12 protein-coding genes and 3 rRNA genes are annotated in these 15,952 nt (G+C 53.1%); 5 read left to right on the forward strand and 10 right to left on the reverse strand.

The features are described 5' to 3' along the window. Window positions 1-15: 15 nt before the first annotated feature. Window positions 16-1,248, forward strand: coding sequence for an MFS transporter (locus GP475_RS11910; RefSeq protein ID WP_187974568.1), 1,233 nt, complete (start codon window positions 16-18; stop codon window positions 1,246-1,248). Here the strand turns inward: GP475_RS11910 and GP475_RS11915 are convergent. Continuing rightward, window positions 1,162-2,568, reverse strand: coding sequence for a TM0106 family RecB-like putative nuclease (locus tag GP475_RS11915; RefSeq protein ID WP_187974569.1), 1,407 nt, complete (start codon window positions 2,566-2,568; stop codon window positions 1,162-1,164). The two genes, GP475_RS11910 and GP475_RS11915, sit on opposite strands and share 87 nt — an antisense overlap. A gap of 143 nt (window positions 2,569-2,711) precedes the next feature. Here GP475_RS11915 and GP475_RS11920 point away from each other — a divergent pair, with 143 nt between their 5' ends. Together GP475_RS11920 and GP475_RS11925 are read left to right on the forward strand one after the other, a co-directional pair. Further along, on the forward strand, window positions 2,712-3,344 hold the full coding sequence (locus GP475_RS11920) for a DUF6474 family protein (RefSeq protein WP_187974570.1): 633 nt from the start codon (window positions 2,712-2,714) through the stop codon (window positions 3,342-3,344). Between the two features lie 73 nt (window positions 3,345-3,417). After that, a complete protein-coding gene (locus tag GP475_RS11925) occupies window positions 3,418-3,777 on the forward strand; it encodes a histone-like nucleoid-structuring protein Lsr2 (RefSeq protein WP_187974571.1) in 360 nt (119 codons plus the stop codon). 4 nt (window positions 3,778-3,781) lie between these two features. Here the strand turns inward: GP475_RS11925 and GP475_RS11930 are convergent, their stop codons facing one another. Then, complete coding sequence (locus GP475_RS11930) at window positions 3,782-4,420, reverse strand: response regulator transcription factor (protein WP_187974572.1); 639 nt, start codon at window positions 4,418-4,420, stop codon at window positions 3,782-3,784. A 38-nt stretch (window positions 4,421-4,458) separates the two neighbouring features. After that, on the reverse strand, window positions 4,459-5,634 hold the full coding sequence (locus tag GP475_RS11935) for a sensor histidine kinase (RefSeq protein WP_187974573.1): 1,176 nt from the start codon (window positions 5,632-5,634) through the stop codon (window positions 4,459-4,461). A 38-nt stretch (window positions 5,635-5,672) separates the two neighbouring features. Between GP475_RS11935 and yidC the strand changes: the two genes are divergently transcribed. Beyond that, entirely contained in the window at window positions 5,673-6,839 is a 1,167-nt protein-coding gene (gene yidC / locus GP475_RS11940; RefSeq protein WP_187974574.1) for a membrane protein insertase YidC, read from the forward strand. On the opposite strand, the gene GP475_RS11945 is transcribed toward yidC, so the two are convergent. The 4 genes from GP475_RS11945 to GP475_RS11960 form a co-directional block, all read right to left on the reverse strand. Beyond that, a complete protein-coding gene (locus GP475_RS11945) occupies window positions 6,827-7,426 on the reverse strand; it encodes a TetR/AcrR family transcriptional regulator (protein WP_187974575.1) in 600 nt (199 codons plus the stop codon). The genes yidC and GP475_RS11945 overlap by 13 nt on opposite strands. A 116-nt stretch (window positions 7,427-7,542) precedes the next feature. Then, window positions 7,543-7,809: a GlsB/YeaQ/YmgE family stress response membrane protein gene (locus tag GP475_RS11950; protein ID WP_187974576.1), complete on the reverse strand. Its 267-nt coding sequence runs from the start codon at window positions 7,807-7,809 to the stop codon at window positions 7,543-7,545. A gap of 149 nt (window positions 7,810-7,958) precedes the next feature. After that, entirely contained in the window at window positions 7,959-8,855 is an 897-nt protein-coding gene (locus tag GP475_RS11955; RefSeq protein ID WP_187974577.1) for a universal stress protein, read from the reverse strand. Window positions 8,856-9,070: 215 nt separating this feature from the next. Beyond that, window positions 9,071-9,217 (reverse strand): hypothetical protein, encoded by a 147-nt coding sequence (locus GP475_RS11960; protein WP_187974578.1) that lies wholly within the window; start codon window positions 9,215-9,217, stop codon window positions 9,071-9,073. Between GP475_RS11960 and GP475_RS11965 the strand changes: the two genes are divergently transcribed. Continuing rightward, window positions 9,216-10,223 (forward strand): pseudouridine synthase, encoded by a 1,008-nt coding sequence (locus GP475_RS11965; protein WP_187974579.1) that lies wholly within the window; start codon window positions 9,216-9,218, stop codon window positions 10,221-10,223. The genes GP475_RS11960 and GP475_RS11965 overlap by 2 nt on opposite strands. A gap of 124 nt (window positions 10,224-10,347) precedes the next feature. On the opposite strand, the gene rrf is transcribed toward GP475_RS11965, so the two are convergent. The 3 genes from rrf to GP475_RS11980 all read right to left on the reverse strand — a co-directional run bounded on the left by rrf (window position 10,348) and on the right by GP475_RS11980 (window position 15,450). Further along, window positions 10,348-10,465 (reverse strand): 5S ribosomal RNA (gene rrf / locus GP475_RS11970). A gap of 105 nt (window positions 10,466-10,570) precedes the next feature. Further along, window positions 10,571-13,684, reverse strand: a 23S ribosomal RNA gene (locus tag GP475_RS11975). Between the two features lie 247 nt (window positions 13,685-13,931). After that, window positions 13,932-15,450, reverse strand: a 16S ribosomal RNA gene (locus tag GP475_RS11980). Together the 16S, 23S and 5S rRNA genes form the textbook arrangement of a ribosomal RNA operon. Window positions 15,451-15,952 lie beyond the last annotated feature (502 nt).

The following is a 15,952-nucleotide window of genomic DNA, read 5'->3' on the forward strand; positions in this document are numbered from 1 at the left end:
GCAAGGATATTTCCTATGCCAGAATCAAAATCCTTGCCCCTAGGAATACGCCGCTCAGACCCGGCCTATCGTCGCGCAGTGCTGGCTATGTTAGCTGCTGGGTTGGCCACTTTTAATGCCGTCTACGCAACACAAGCAGTGTTGCCCACGTTTGTCAGCGAGCTAGGTGTAACTCCAGATCAGGCTGCCTTGACGGTGTCAGCTACCACGGGTTTATTAGCGGTCTGCATTATGCCGGCTTCCATCCTGTCGGAGCGATTCGGCCGAGGGAAAGTTCTGATTGTGTCTGCTTTATTGGCTACATGTTTGGCTCTCCTGCTTCCCTTAGCTCCAACATTCGAGGTGATGGTAGGACTGCGGGCTGTTCAAGGAGCCGTAGTAGCCGGTGTTCCGGCAGTGGCGATGACCTGGTTAAGTGAAGAGCTTGACCCGAAAGACCTGGGATCAGCCATGGGCATCTATGTTGCGGGCACAACGGTGGGAGGTTTATCCGGTCGCCTCATCCCGTCGGGCTTATTAGAATTTATGGACTGGCGCTGGGCAATGTTCTTTTCTTCCCTCATAGCCCTAGGGTTCGCGCTATTAGCAGCCGTTTTATTACCCGCCCAGCGGCGATTCCGCCCCAAGGCCATTCATCCGCATACTGAATTTCTTGCGACGGTCAGACACCTGCGTAATCCGCGACTGCTGGCGTTATTTGCCTCCGCCTTTGTCGGGATGGGAACCTTTGTGTCCCTTTATAATTACATTGGCTTCCGAATGATGAGTCAATTTGGGCTCAGCGAAGGGCTAGTCGGGCTGGTATTTATCATGTACCTCGCTGGAACATGGTCCTCAGCCCGTGTTGGTCGACTAGTATCACGCTCCACCCGAGGTCGACTCATGGTGGGCGCAGCCTCATTGATGGGTGTCTCGATTTTGCTCCTTATCCCTGCTAATCTCATCACCACACTCGTAGCTATATTTACCTTTACTGCAGCGTTTTTTGCCATGCACTCCGTCGCTTCCGGATGGGTGGGGATCATTGCTACCGAAAACCGCGCTGAAGGTTCAGGAATGTACCTATTTTGCTACTACGCCGGATCCTCGATCATCGGCTGGATGTCCGGGTATGTGTTTTCATCCCAAGAATGGTTGGGATTAATTGTTTGGTTACTCCTGCTAGCTAGTGGGTTGGTCGCGATTGCCACGCTCTCCGCCATCGCTGAAAAATCCCAGCGCCGGCAACCCCGGCGTTCCATGACTTAGCCAGTCCCGCACAGCAGCGGTAGCCCTGCAATCATCTTCGTTATAGCTAAGCAATCGGTCCCGCCAACTCATGAGGGTTCTGGCTTCTCGATAGGCGGCGACGGAGCCTTCTCCTTCTAATTCTGCTTCCTCCCATTGGTATCCAGCTGCTTTCGCTACGGTTTTTAGCCCTAAGCCTTCAGGGCCGATTAATTGGGTTTTCACTACTTGAAAGACGTCTACCCACTGCTCTGAGTGAATAAATTCCTCTATTTCTTCAAGTCCAGGAATCCCTGGTTTCCCTGCAAATCTTTTTGCTGAAGTTCGCAACCAGTGGTTTTCGCCATTGTTGGCATAACAATAGGCACAGAAATCCGGGTTGTCAGTGCGCAGTTTCTTTAAGTGCGCCCAGAAGGCGGCAAAGTTTTCGGCTTCAGGGTCTCCGCCTAATGGTTTCCAGGTGGCATATGGATGATAGCGATGTCCGTCGAACATTCCCCAGAGATAGGCGCCATGGTCAAGGTAGGTCTCCACATCTATATCTACCTCCAATGCTGCACGCCGAATTGGGCGAGATGGGTGCCGACGAAGCACCGGGATTTTCGCTTTCCAAGCCGCAGCGAGAGCTGAAGCCTCCCCCAAGTTGGCATTAATGAGGCCGGTCACGGTGTTGATTCCCCGACGCCGAAAGCTTTCTGCCCGATCTCCGGGAAGCACCAGACTGATGTCATCCATGTCGCGCAGTTGGCTCCGACACATCTGTTGATAAGAACACCAATCGCATTCTTTGACCCGGCGCGGCCGTGTTGGCAGGGGAGCAGCCAGCGCCGCACTGAGAGCAGCTTGGTGAATGTCGGTATGATGGAGAAAAACGCGTTCTGGGTCTTGCCCGATCACCCCGCCCCACCTACTAGCTAATCCCATTCCCGCTAGGGCGCGTGTAGCGAGCGCTAAGCGATAGCTATCCACAGTATGATGCCGCAGGCGATATTTTTCCTCCGACCAACATTGGGCCTGCCCTAGTTTTCGGGTGGGCAGTGTCTGGCAGCTGCGGCGAGGATCTGGCCGGGCAGCTCGATGGGCGCTAATGACAATGGGTATGTATCCCTCTTCGCTGAGGTGGAGAATATCTACTTGGGTTTTCCACCCAGCGTCGCTGAATTGAGCATTGGTCACCAGGGGAGCTCGTTGGGCGAGAGCTTCGAGGGTGTCCATTTCAGCATCGAAGCCTTCTCCGTGAATATCAATCCTGCTAGCTAGAGCGGGGAGCAGGGAGAGAGTGTGTCGTCGGGCGGCGTCAAAACGTTGCTGGCGCTGCCGGCTGAGCTCGGTGAGCGGCATGTGTGGATGGTTATGTTGTTGGATTCGGCGATACTGGCAGCCAACAAGATCTTGGGGGCGAACACACACAGCTTCTGAAGTTTATTAGAGGGTACGGGTAATGTTGAATCCGACTGTAATCCATAGAGGGAAGTGATGAGCACATGGGACTGATGAAGAAGATTCGGAAAGCGCGGGCGGAAGCCAAGGCGCAAATTAAGGCGGCGAAGGTTCGGGTAAAAGCTGAAGCTAAAGAAAACGCTAAGTTGAAGCTGCGTCGGGAGAAGTTGCTTGCTCGGCAGGAGAAGAACTTATTGAAGGCGGAGCAGAAGGGTTTGAAAGCTAAGCGTAAGCATGAACGTGCTATGGCTAAGCGGGAGTTAAAAAAGATTCGCGCGGGTCAGCTTAATAAGCATTCGGTTCGGCGTTATGCGGGTGCCGCCCGAGTTTTGACTCCGCTTTTAATTCCGGTGGTTTATCGCTTGGTAACTATGGCAAAAGAACAGGCTAATAAGGCTGAGGCCCGACGTTTTGGCGTGGATTCTGAGCAGTTGGCACAATTCTCTGGCTTTGGCGCCCCCTTGAAGGCTCGTTTAGAAGGGGTTCGAAATACTATTAATAATTCTGATTTACCCTCTGGCTTTTGCCGTGATGTAGAAGACCGTATTTCGGAGCTTCATGATGCCGTGAACAATGCCGAACAGATGACCCCTGAGCAGCGGACTCGCGCCCATCGGAGTATTTCTCGTGAAATTGACGGACTGACCGCCCAAATTCAGGAGCGATTAGCTATTTAATCTTGACAGGATTACTTCTTTCGCTATTATCGCCTTTGATACAGTTTATTCTTTCTTGAAAAGGAGAACCACGATGGCCCGTAAAGAAGTGATCCAATACTTTGATGATCTGGACAATTCTCCCTTGTCTCAGGATCAGGTGGAAACAGTTCAATTCCGTCTTGATAATCAGGAATACGAACTCGATCTTTCCGCCGAGAATGCCCGTAAGTTCCGGGAGGTTTTAAGCCCCTATCTGGACAATGCTCGTAAAGTGAATGCTACTCGTCGGCGTCGTCGTGCCAGCAGCAACAATGGCGGAGCTGCGGCCTATGGCATTGATCCTTCGGAGGTTCGGGCCTGGGCAGAAGCAAATGGTATTCAGGTTAATAAGCGGGGCAAGATTAAGACTGAAACCGTAGAGCGCTATCGTGAAGCAAAAGGTTTAGCCTAACTCCTTAAAGCATTCCTTGTTCCCGGGCTGCTGCAACCGCTGAGGTCCGGGATCGGACACCTAATTTGTCATATATATGAACTAGGTGGGATTTCACTGTCGCCTCACTTAAGAGCAAAACGTGACCAATATCCCTATTTGAGGAACCGCTAGCTACTAATTGCAGTACTTCTAACTCTCGGGGGGTCAGGGAAGTTCGGGGAGTTCGACCTCGGGTCATTAATCGATCGGCGACGGAAGGCGAAAGCGCTGAATCCCCTTCTGCTGCTGAACGAACCGCTGATAATAATTCCGTTGGTGGCGCGTCTTTTAATAAATACCCCACCGCCCCTGCTTCAATGGCCCCCAAAATATCCGCATCGGTATCGTAATTGGTCACCACCAGAACTTTCGGCGGGTTTTTCATAGAAGACCTAATAGCGTGCGTCGCTTGGGCCCCTGTCGTCACTCGAGTTCCTTCCGCCCCAGCCCCAAACCGCAGGTCCATTAAAATGACGTCTATTCCCCCGGCAAGGGCTGCGGAGATAGCGGCGTCGGCAGTAGCGACCTCCCCCACCACCTCAATATCATCAGCCCCCTCAAGAACCGCCCTTAACCCTAATCGGACAATTTCATGATCATCTGCCAGTAGAACTCGAATCATGACGTGCCTTTCTTGGTGGTCTCCAACTCTTTGCCAGCTTAATCCTTTTTCCGTGGTATAGCCGCCGAGATCGCGGTTCCCTGGCCCGGCGCTGACTCCACACTCAGGCTCCCGCCTAATTCCTCTGCTCGGGTTCGCATCGCCCCTAACCCCACGTGCCCCATTCCCTGCGGCCGATGATCTACCTGGTCTGGGTCAAAACCTTGCCCGTTGTCTACCACGTCTAGTCGGACTTCATTGTCCCCATAGCTCAAACTGATTCGGCATCGTGTCGCCTGGGCATGGCTTACCACATTAGCTACCGCTCCTTGAGCTATGCGCAGCAACGCGGCTTCGTGTTTCATGGGAAGTTCACGACGCGCCCCTTCGACGTCGGACGTAATGTCTATGCCGGACGTTTCCGAGGCATGGTGGGCTATCCTCTGGAGTGCGGCATCAAGGGATCGCTCCTCCAATGCCGCCGGTTGGAGCGCTGCAATCATTGCTCGTGCTTCCTGAAGATTATCGGCGGCGGTCTGGCGGGCAAGGCGGATCCTTTCTTTTGCCTTCTCCTGGCCTTCGATTTCATTTTCTGCCACGTGCAAAAGCATCTGGATGCTGGATAATCCCTGCGCCAAGGTGTCGTGGATTTCGTGAGCAATGCGCTGGCGTTCGGCCACTACTCCGGCGGCATGTTGGGTTTTCGCTAGCTCATTGCGGGTGAGGATAAGTTGTTCTATTAATTCGGCGCGTTCATTATTTACTTGCCACAGAACCCGCAGAGTGAAGTGGATGGCTAGGGTCACTACAGCTGACACTGCTGGCCCCATGATTGCGCCCATGCTGAGTCCGGTGGGGATCTGGGCCAGCACAGCCACTAGGGTGGCTCCGAGTACTGCAGCTATGCCTACCCGGCCGGGGAGCACCTGTAGGTAGAGGAAAAAGAGGGGGAATACCAGGTAGACCCCGATGGGTGCCACAGTTAATAGCAGAGTCCACATCAGACTGAGCCCGGTGACCCACACCAGTTGCACGTGTAGGGGCCATCGCTTCCACCACATGAATCCGTAAAAATAAAGGCAGGCGAATGATGCGGTGAGAAGGAGGTTGAGGATGGCTTGGCCGCTGGGCATGGTGATCGACGCTGCCAGGACTACCACTAGTAACACAGCGGTCAGAATGTGTAGTCCATTGCGGAGCCTATGCTCGCCGGGACGGTCCAGGACGGTGCTCATGCGTTGTACCCTAGCGGAAGTTTGTATCATTTAAGACCGTGGTAGATCTCTTCGTGTATCCGGTCTCGGGTGTGCTGAAGTTGTGGCATCTCCTCCTCCACAATGCCTTGGGTGTCGAGGATTCTTTAGCCTGGATTCTTTCTATGTTTGGCCTAGTCATTGTGGTACGTAGCCTCATTGCTCCTTCAGCGCTGATGCAGCTGCGCAGTGTACGCGTCAATGTTTTACTGCGCCCGGAAATGCGCGCCCTTAATGATGAGTATCGTACCCGAACGGATAAAGAATCCCTTCAGGAATATGATCAACGCGTCCAGGAGCTTCGGAAGAAACACAACTATAACGCCTGGGCCGGCTGTTTTCCCGTTCTAATCCAAATCCCTGCTTTTATCGGCCTTTACCAAGTCTTATTGCGTATGGCCCGACCGCGTGACGGCCTCGAAACAGCTCAGCATAACTCCATTGGCTTGCTGAACTCCCAGGAAATTTCGGCCTTCCTCCAAGGGCACGTCGCCGGGATTCCTCTTCCCGCGTATGTGAATATGCGCCCGGAACAACACGCCATGCTCGGGACCACCCGTGATGCCGTTTATAGCTTGGTTTTGCCCATGGCCACCGTAGCTATCTGCTTTACCCTCTTTAACCTGGGGCTTTCCCTATATCGCAATGTCACTACTCTGGACTGGGATTCCAAAATGGCGCGAGTCATGGTCCGGATCACCTTTACCTTTATTGTCATCATCCCCTTGATGCTTTTTAGCGCGGCGTTAACCGGACCAGTCCCGGTGGCCATCGTAATGTACTGGGTTGCCAACAACCTGTGGACAGCCACGCAGAATCTCCTCATCCATATCTATATTGCCCGGACCATGCCGCTTCCTGAGGAAACACGTGAGCATATTAAAGCTCGACGCCAACATGTCCGGCAGGAACACCGGGAGCATCGCAGATTCAAGCGTTGGGCTCGACGACAGCGCGTAAAATCCTGGATTTTACTTCCTCAGCACCGCCAAATTCGGGCGAAGGTCAATGCTGCCTTAGCTGAAAAGAAAGAAAGCGCAGCGCAGGCGAAGGCGGAAGCAAAACAACTTAAGAAGGCTAAGAGCGCCACCCGAAAGCAAATGCAAAAGGAACGCCAAGCGCTGATGGTGCAGCAACGGAAACAGCGCAAAGCGGAAAAACAAGCGCAGCGGGATCAGATGGAATAGTCTGCCGGTGGAGCTGACAGCAAATCTTTGGCTAGGTCTCTAGCTACTTGGAGAGGCTGGAGGCTTTTGCTGAGTTTAACTCCGGCCAAGCCGCCGTCGAGCAAAATGAGAAGCTGTTCTGCCTGCGAAGCTGAGGGGTAACCATTGCGTTCACTTAATAACCGTGTGAGCGTGTCCCGGCACCATTGGCGGTGCTCCTGCACTGCAGCGATAATGTCATGCTCGGCTTCTGTTTCTGGGCGGGGGAATTCAGAAGCAGCATTCTGGAAATGCGATCCCCGGAAATTCTTCCCCGGTTCTTCTTCCATGCACTGATCAAAAAACGCCAGGATCTTTAATACCGGCTCCGCTAAATTAGCGGTTCGGTTCTCCCAGGACTCCCGCCACTGAGCATCGAGGTTACGGACGTAGGCAGCGACCAAGGCGTCCTTGGAACCGAAAAGGGAGTAAAGAGATGCTTTGGCCACATCCGCCTCGCGCAAAATTCGATCAATTCCTATTACCCGGATGCCTTCCGTAGTAAATAACCGAGTAGCACTTTCCAAGAGACGGTGACGCGGGCTGGGACGGTCACGTCGTCGGGCCATGGGGCGTTATCCTCCTTGAGATACCTAGCTAGTTCCGAATCCTAATATAGACAAATCTGTTCGGAGATATGAAAGAACGGCCCACAAAATTTGTGAGCCGTTGGGAGTAGAGACGCTTACTGCATCTTGCTGCGGACAAATTTAACAATTGTCAGCAGGATGACCGCGCCGAGGAGGCAGGTTAGGAAGCTGAAGATCAGTCCGCCACCCTGAACATCAACATGGAAGAGATTGAGGATCCAGCCACCGATAAGGCCACCTACAACACCGACCACGATGTTAAGGAAGATGCCTTGCTCAGCATCGGTTCCCTTAATCTTGGATGCAATCCAACCTGCCAGGCCACCAATGATGATCCAGCCGATAATACCTAGACCAAGCATGTTGATCCCTTTCTGATATGAGTAGGCTTATGTGCAATCCCTATCATGTCATACTCTTCAATAAAAACATACTTATTTTCAAAGTTGTTATACATTTGAGCTAAAAAAGGACCCCGCCCGTAATAGGCGGGGTAAGGCGCTTCACATTTTTAGAAGCTTTCAGGACGCACCACAGTCATCGGGCAGGGAGCCGATTGCAGCAAGGCTCGGGACGTCGAACCCAGCAGCATTCCCTTGAACCCGCCTCGTCCATGGGACCCAACCACCAGCAACTGCGCCCCTTCAGCCTGCTCAGTAAGGGCGCGTACCGGCCGATCCCGGGTGATAACGGTCTTCACAGACACATCGGGATACTTCTCCCGGATCGGCTTAATCCGTGATTCCAGCAGTTCCTTCTGCTCCTGCTCAACCTCTTCCCATTGCTGCTGCGCTGCAGAAAGACCAGCTAGCGATGCCTGTACCTGCATATCCATCCAGGTGTGAACTGCTACGAGTTCGCAGTGGCGAGCATCAGCTTCCGCAAAAGCAAATTCGGTGGCCTTTTGGGATACGTCCGAGCCATCTACACCAACAACTACTGGGCCGTATTTATTATCGACAGTTACGTTGTTATCCTCTCGCACCACCACAACCGGGCAGGTAGCGTGGCTAACGACGGCAGCCGAGACAGAGCCCATCACCATGCCAGAAAGCCCGCCAAGACCACGAGAGCCCATCACGATCATGGTGACGTCATGCGCCATATCAAGCAGCATGTCAATGGGGCTTCCTTCAGCAATGGTGTGCCCAATCTTCAGGTCCGGAGCCACCTCATGTGCAATGCCGCGCGCCTCTTCAATTTTTTCTAAGGTCTCAGATTGTAAATCATCGAAAACCTCTTGGGGCGGCACCATCCCTTCGGCATAAAGGAACTGAGGAGTGGTGTAGCTAGATGCCAAACGTAGCGGGACGCCACGCTTCATCGCGGTATTGGCAGCCCACCGCACGGCAGTTTTCGAGGCTTCAGAGCCATCGACAGCAACTACAACAATGTCTTCTTTGGCCATGGTCTTAATTTCACCTTGCTTTCTATAAACCAGGCGGTCTGGCACGAGCGGGTGGCCGGTACCGCTTTTTCTAATTCTTAGTTTAGCGCGCCTTGCGGGGGCAAAAGTGTTTCCAGCCCCTACCCCTGTCCTTCCTGGAAAACTAAACGGCCCTTCCCTGGGGGAAGGGCCTCTACGCGCTTAAATCCCCCTTATTCGGGGGTAATGCATAGGATTTACTTTGGAACAACTACGGGCTCAGCGGGGCCAGCGTTAGACGGGTAGAGATGGGTGTACAGTGCCCAGAGGGCGTCAGCAATCTGCTTGCCTACACCGTGACTAAAGAATTCCATGACTGGTGCTAGGAGTGAATCAAAATCCATGGGCAAAACTATATCTCATTTGCGAGCCCTAAGAAACCCTTTGCCCGTCAAAGATGGCCTCAACGCTTCAAGAATCCGATTTCCCGAGCACACCGCACCCCTGAGTGCTTATGAATGGCTACTTCGCGTAGTTGCGCGTCAACGGTATCGCCACCCCAGCGATACCGATGCCGAAGTTGCCGCCCGCTTCAACCGCGGTGAAGTGGTGGATTGCTATGCCCAGCCAATTTCCCCGGACCAACTCATGCACCCCGGAGAAAACATGTGGTTTTACCGCATTCCAGCCGAGGAAACTCCGGTTCCCTTTCCTATCCGAACCCTCGCACAAACCCAGTCCCTTTTAGTCATCGATAAACCACCCTTCCTGGCAACCATGCCCCGGGGACGGCATATCGTTGAAACCGCACTGACCAAATTGCGCCGAGAAACCGGAAACGATGATCTCATCCCGGCACATCGCTTGGATCGACTTACCTCCGGGGTGTTAGCTTTTATAGTCCGACGCCAGGATCGCGGAATCTATCAAAATCTCTTCGCCGCCTCAAAGACCGACAAGTGTTACGAGGCAATTGCTGATTATCGGCCCGATCTGTTCCCCCAAGAGTCTTTACCGCTGCAGTGGACATCGCGATTAGCGAAAACACCCGGGACTGTTGACGCTCGGGTAATCGATGGCCCAGCAAATACTCATACCACGGTTATCCGAATAACACCGTTAAATTCAACAGAGCAATCGTCCATTGAAGCAATTTACGGACCTCAACCACCCCAAGCCCGATATGAATTACGCCCCTTAACGGGGAAAACCCATCAGTTACGGGTGCACATGTGTGCTGCTGGAGTACCTATTCTGGGAGATCCAATATACCCGACGGTGCTCGACCATTTGGGCGCAGATTTTACTAAGCCGCTTCAGTTAGTGGCGAAGTCATTGAGTTTTGTTGATCCTCTCAGTGAAGAACATATGTGCTTTTCTTCGAGTTATCCAACTCCACTAACGCTCTAGCTTTTCTTTGCGCCATCCCCTCGGGCTATGCCTCTACCCCCCCGCAGGGCACGAAAAAAAAAGGGGGTGGTACGGGATCACACCATACCACCCCACCCCACAGGGAATTAATCAAATTATCACGTGTTGGCAGCAACCTACTCTCCCACACCCTCACAAGTGCAGTACCATCAGCGTAAACAGGCTTAGCTACCGGGATCGGAACGGGACCGGGCGTGACCCTGCCACCATCAACCACCAACACACCCACCAACACAACCCACCACACCCACCAAGGGGTGGCAGTGTCATGCCAGACACTATACAGCAGACGCAAACACACACTATCAATCCCACACACACTCATTTTTTGTGTGTTATCGGTCTATTAGTACCGGTCATCTCAACCCCTCACAAGGCTTACAACCCCGGCCTATCAACCCCATCATCTCTAGGGAACCTCAAAAGAAACCTTATCTTAAAACAGGCTTCCCGCTTAGATGCTTTCAGCGGTTATCCCTCCCGCACGTAGCTAACCAGCCATACCATAGGCACAATAACTGGCACACCAGAGGTACGTCCGTCCCGGTCCTCTCGTACTAGGGACAGCCTTTCATCAAGTTTCCACGCGCGCGGCGGATAGAGACCGAACTGTCTCACGACGTTCTGAACCCAGCTCGCGTGCCGCTTTAATGGGCGAACAGCCCAACCCTTGGGACCTACTCCAGCCCCAGGATGCGACGAGCCGACATCGAGGTGCCAAACCATCCCGTCGATATGGACTCTTGGGGAAGATCAGCCTGTTATCCCCGGGGTACCTTTTATCCGTTGAGCGACACCCAAACCACAATGAGATGCCGGATCACTAGTCCCAACTTTCGTTCCTGCTCGACCTGTCAGTCTCACAGTCAAGCCCCCTTATGCACTTACACTCTAAAACCTGATTACCAACCAGGCTGAGGGAACCTTTGGGCGCCTCCGTTACCTTTTAGGAGGCAACCGCCCCAGTTAAACTACCCACCAGGCACTGTCCCCAACCCAGATCATGGGCCAAGGTTAAGACATCCAATCCGGCCAGAGTGGTATTTCACCAACGACTCCGCTACCACTAGCGTGATAACCTCACAGTCTCCCACCTATCCTACACAAACCGAACCGAACACCAATACCAAGCTATAGTAAAGGTCCCGGGGTCTTTTCGTCCTGCCGCGCGTAACGAGCATCTTTACTCGTACTGCAATTTCACCGGGCCTGTGATTGAGACAGCAGGGAAGTCGTTACGCCATTCGTGCAGGTCGGAACTTACCCGACAAGGAATTTCGCTACCTTAGGATGGTTATAGTTACCACCGCCGTTTACTGGGGCTTAAATTCTCCGCTTCAACCCACAACAGGTTTAACAGGTCCTCTTAACCTTCCAGCACCGGGCAGGCGTCAGTCCGTATACCTCAACTTAACCGTCTTCGCACGGACCTGTGTTTTTGATAAACAGTCGCTTCCCTCTATCCTCTGCGACCACCAACAGCACCACCACAGACAACATGGGGCACCACCAGCGGCCCCCCTTCTCCCGAAGTTACGGGGGCATTTTGCCGAGTTCCTTAACCACAGTTCACCCGAACGCCTTAGTATGCTCTACCCAACTACCTGTGTCGGTTTCGGGTACGGGCCGTACACACACATCGCTAGAAGCTTTTCTCGGTAGCACAGGATCACTAACATCACCCACAAAAAGGGCTACGCATCACGCCTCACCTTTACAAACAAAGACCGGATTTCCCTAGCCTTTAGGCCACACGCTTACACCACCATAACCACCAGATGGCTTAGCTACCCTACTACGTCACTCCATCACTTGACTACTACCAGATCAGGCCCTCCCAACACCATCACACCAACCACACACCCACAAAAGGATGCGCAGCACAATAATGCAACAGCACGAAAGTTAGTATCACTGATTCATCATGGTCGCATGCATACAGGTACGGGAATATCAACCCGTTATCCATCGACTACGCCTGACGGCCTCGCCTTAGGACCCGACTCACCCTGGGAAGACGAACTTGACCCAGGAACCCTTAGTCATACGGCGGATAAGATTCTCACTTATCAATCGTTACTCATGCCTGCATTCTCACTCGCGTACACTCCATCACACGGTCACCCGGCAACTTCACCACATACACGACGCTCCCCTACCCAACAACACACAAACATGTGTTCTTGCCGCGGCTTCGGCGGTGTACTTAAGCCCCACTACATTGTCGGCGCAGAACCACTCGACCAGTGAGCTATTACGCACTCTTTCAAGGATGGCTGCTTCTAAGCCAACCTCCTGGCTGTCTTCGCGATCCCACATCCTTTTCCACTTAGCACACCCTTAGGGGCCTTAGCCGGCGATCTGGGCTGTTTCCCTCTCGACTATGAAGCTTATCCCCCACAGTCTCACTGCCATGCTCACACTTACCGGCATTCGGAGTTTGGCTGATATCGCTAAGATGATCGTCCCGCTAAACCAACCAGTAGCTCTACCTCCAGCAAGCACACACAACGCTGCACCTAAATGCATTTCGGGGAGAACCAGCTATCACGGAGTTTGATTAGCCTTTCACCCCTACCCACAACTCATCCCCTCAGTTTTCAACCTAAGTGGGTTCGCGCCTCCACAACCTCTTACAATTGCTTCACACTGGCCATGGGTAGATCACTCCGCTTCGGGTCCAGGACATGCCACACACACCCCATGAGGATTCGCTTTCGCTACGGCTACCCACCAAAGGTTAACCCAAGCGACATGCCGCTGACTCGCAGGCTCATTCTTCAAAAGGCACGCCATCACCCCACACAGAGGCTCTGACGGATTGTTAGCGCACAGTTTCAGGTACTATTTCACTCCCCTCCCGGGGTACTTTTCACCATTCCCTCACGGTACTTAATCCACTATCGGTCATATCAAGTATTTAGGCTTACCGAGTGGTCCCGGCAGATTCACAGCAGATTCCACGAGCCCGCTGCTACTCGGGGACAATTCACAAACCATCACAATCACAAGTACACGTACAGGGCTATCACCTTCTACGACGAGTGCTCCCACACCACTTCCGCTCTTGCAACCACAACAATCAACAGCCTGGCAGAACTGTTACGCAAAAAACCCCACAACCCCTAGCATGCAACCACTGCCACGTATCACACACACCAGGTTTAGCCTCATCCGCTTTCGCTCGCCACTACTCACGAAATCACAAATTGTTTTCTCTTCCTACGGGTACTAAGATGTTTCACTTCCCCGCGTTACCCCCACCATGGCTATACATTCACCACGTGGTCACCACCCATAACGATGGCCAGGTTACCCCATTCGGACATCCTCGGATCAACGCTTAGCTGACAACTCCCCGAGGCTTAACGCAGCCTCTCACGTCCTTCATCGGCTCGATATACCACAGGCATCCACTATACGCCCTACACAACACACAACATGCTGCAGAAAAATAGAATAAGATGCTCGCGTCCACTATACAGTTCTCACACAACACCAACCACAGCACACCACCACCCACAAACAAGCAGCAGCACACCACAGCCAGACAACAAGGAAAACACTTAACTGTGCCATCCCAGACACCCAACAGCCACCAGCAGCACCACAACAAACCCACACGCTACCAACCATGACCACGCATGACGTTTCACAACCAAAAAAACAAAAAACAAAACTCCCTAGAAAGGAGGTGATCCAGCCGCACCTTCCGGTACGGCTACCTTGTTACGACTTCGTCCCAATCGCCGATCCCACCTTCGACAGCTCCCTAACGAGTTTAGGCCACTGGCTTCGGGTGTTACCAACTTTCATGACGTGACGGGCGGTGTGTACAAGGCCCGGGAACGTATTCACCGCAGCGTTGCTGATCTGCGATTACTAGCGACTCCGACTTCATGGGGTCGAGTTGCAGACCCCAATCCGAACTACGACCGGCTTTCCAAGGATTAGCTCCACCTCACGATATCGCAACCTACTGTACCGACCATTGTAGCATGTGTGAAGCCCTGGACATAAGGGGCATGATGATTTGACGTCATCCCCACCTTCCTCCGAGTTAACCCCGGCAGTTTCTCATGAGTCCCCACCACTACGTGCTGGCAACATAAGACAAGGGTTGCGCTCGTTGCGGGACTTAACCCAACATCTCACGACACGAGCTGACGACAACCATGCACCACCTGTACACCAACCACAAGGGAAACTACATCTCTGCAGCGATCTGGTGTATGTCAAGCCCAGGTAAGGTTCTTCGCGTTGCATCGAATTAATCCACATGCTCCGCCGCTTGTGCGGGCCCCCGTCAATTCCTTTGAGTTTTAGCCTTGCGGCCGTACTCCCCAGGCGGGGCGCTTAATGCGTTAGCTACGACACAGGAACCGTGAAAAAGTCCCTACACCTAGCGCCCACCGTTTACAGCATGGACTACCAGGGTATCTAATCCTGTTCGCTACCCATGCTTTCGCTCCTCAGCGTCAGTTACTGCCCAGAGACCTGCCTTCGCCATCGGTGTTCCTCCTGATATCTGCGCATTTCACCGCTACACCAGGAATTCCAGTCTCCCCTACAGCACTCAAGTTATGCCCGTATCGCCTGCACGCCCGAAGTTAAGCCCCGGAATTTCACAGACGACGCGACAAACCACCTACGAGCTCTTTACGCCCAGTAATTCCGGACAACGCTCGCACCCTACGTATTACCGCGGCTGCTGGCACGTAGTTAGCCGGTGCTTCTTATCTAGGTACCGTCACCAAAGCTTCGTCCCTAGCGAAAGAGGTTTACAACCCGAAGGCCGTCATCCCTCACGCGGCGTCGCTGCATCAGGCTTGCGCCCATTGTGCAATATTCCCCACTGCTGCCTCCCGTAGGAGTCTGGGCCGTATCTCAGTCCCAATGTGGCCGTCCACCCTCTCAGGCCGGCTACCCGTCGCCGCCTTGGTAGGCCATTACCCCACCAACAAGCTGATAGGCCGCGGGCTCATCTCATACCGAAAAAACTTTCCACCACACCACCTACAATGCAGTCCTATCCAGTATTAGACCCAGTTTCCCAGGCTTATCCCAGAGTATGAGGCAGATCACCCACGTGTTACTCACCCGTTCGCCACTCGAGTACCCTGCAAGCAAGGCCTTTCCGTTCGACTTGCATGTGTTAAGCACGCCGCCAGCGTTCGTCCTGAGCCAGGATCAAGCTCTCCATAAAAAAGGAAAAAACCCTTCCACAACAAAGAGTCAAAACCTAACCAAAAAAACAAAAAACCATCACCAATGACACAGCACATCCGACGAGGACAACACACCATACCACCAGCAACAGCCAAAGCTAAATTAAAAAAACATTATTGATCACCGTGACACCACAACAGCAAGGAATAGCCACAACCCCACCACAGCACCACGAGGCCCATCACACAACAAGCCACAACCAATAACGCGTGAATCCATCACAAAAAATACTACTGGCACACTATTGAGTTCTCACACAACACACATCACCCACACGAAACCACAACACAGCCCCACGCGGTGACCCGACTAAACTTACACACCCACCACACAACACACAAATCCCCAGCACACACCACAAAAAACCGGGGCGTGTGGGCTATTTGGTGAACTTAGGGGAGGGGCTGGACGACGATAGGGGTGCGTCGGACCATAATGGCTGTTGAATTTAGGGCTGCGGAGCTCCCCGCATCGACGGA

The organism is Corynebacterium poyangense (genome assembly GCF_014522205.1).
Classification (GTDB): domain Bacteria; phylum Actinomycetota; class Actinomycetes; order Mycobacteriales; family Mycobacteriaceae; genus Corynebacterium; species Corynebacterium poyangense.

Excerpts from the sequence above, each read along its gene's own strand:
- GP475_RS11910 (WP_187974568.1), top strand. The coding sequence starts at position 16 with ATGCCAGAATCAAAATCCTTGCCCCTAGGAATACGCCGCTCAGACCCG.
- GP475_RS11915 (WP_187974569.1), bottom strand. The coding sequence starts at position 2,568 with ATGCCGCTCACCGAGCTCAGCCGGCAGCGCCAGCAACGTTTTGACGCC.
- GP475_RS11920 (WP_187974570.1), top strand. The coding sequence starts at position 2,712 with ATGGGACTGATGAAGAAGATTCGGAAAGCGCGGGCGGAAGCCAAGGCG.
- GP475_RS11925 (WP_187974571.1), top strand. The coding sequence starts at position 3,418 with ATGGCCCGTAAAGAAGTGATCCAATACTTTGATGATCTGGACAATTCT.
- GP475_RS11930 (WP_187974572.1), bottom strand. The coding sequence starts at position 4,420 with ATGATTCGAGTTCTACTGGCAGATGATCATGAAATTGTCCGATTAGGG.
- GP475_RS11935 (WP_187974573.1), bottom strand. The coding sequence starts at position 5,634 with ATGAGCACCGTCCTGGACCGTCCCGGCGAGCATAGGCTCCGCAATGGA.
- GP475_RS11945 (WP_187974575.1), bottom strand. The coding sequence starts at position 7,426 with ATGGCCCGACGACGTGACCGTCCCAGCCCGCGTCACCGTCTCTTGGAA.
- GP475_RS11950 (WP_187974576.1), bottom strand. The coding sequence starts at position 7,809 with ATGCTTGGTCTAGGTATTATCGGCTGGATCATCATTGGTGGCCTGGCA.
- GP475_RS11955 (WP_187974577.1), bottom strand. The coding sequence starts at position 8,855 with ATGGCCAAAGAAGACATTGTTGTAGTTGCTGTCGATGGCTCTGAAGCC.
- GP475_RS11965 (WP_187974579.1), top strand. The coding sequence starts at position 9,216 with ATGGGCAAAACTATATCTCATTTGCGAGCCCTAAGAAACCCTTTGCCC.
- GP475_RS11960 (WP_187974578.1), bottom strand. The coding sequence starts at position 9,217 with ATGGATTTTGATTCACTCCTAGCACCAGTCATGGAATTCTTTAGTCAC.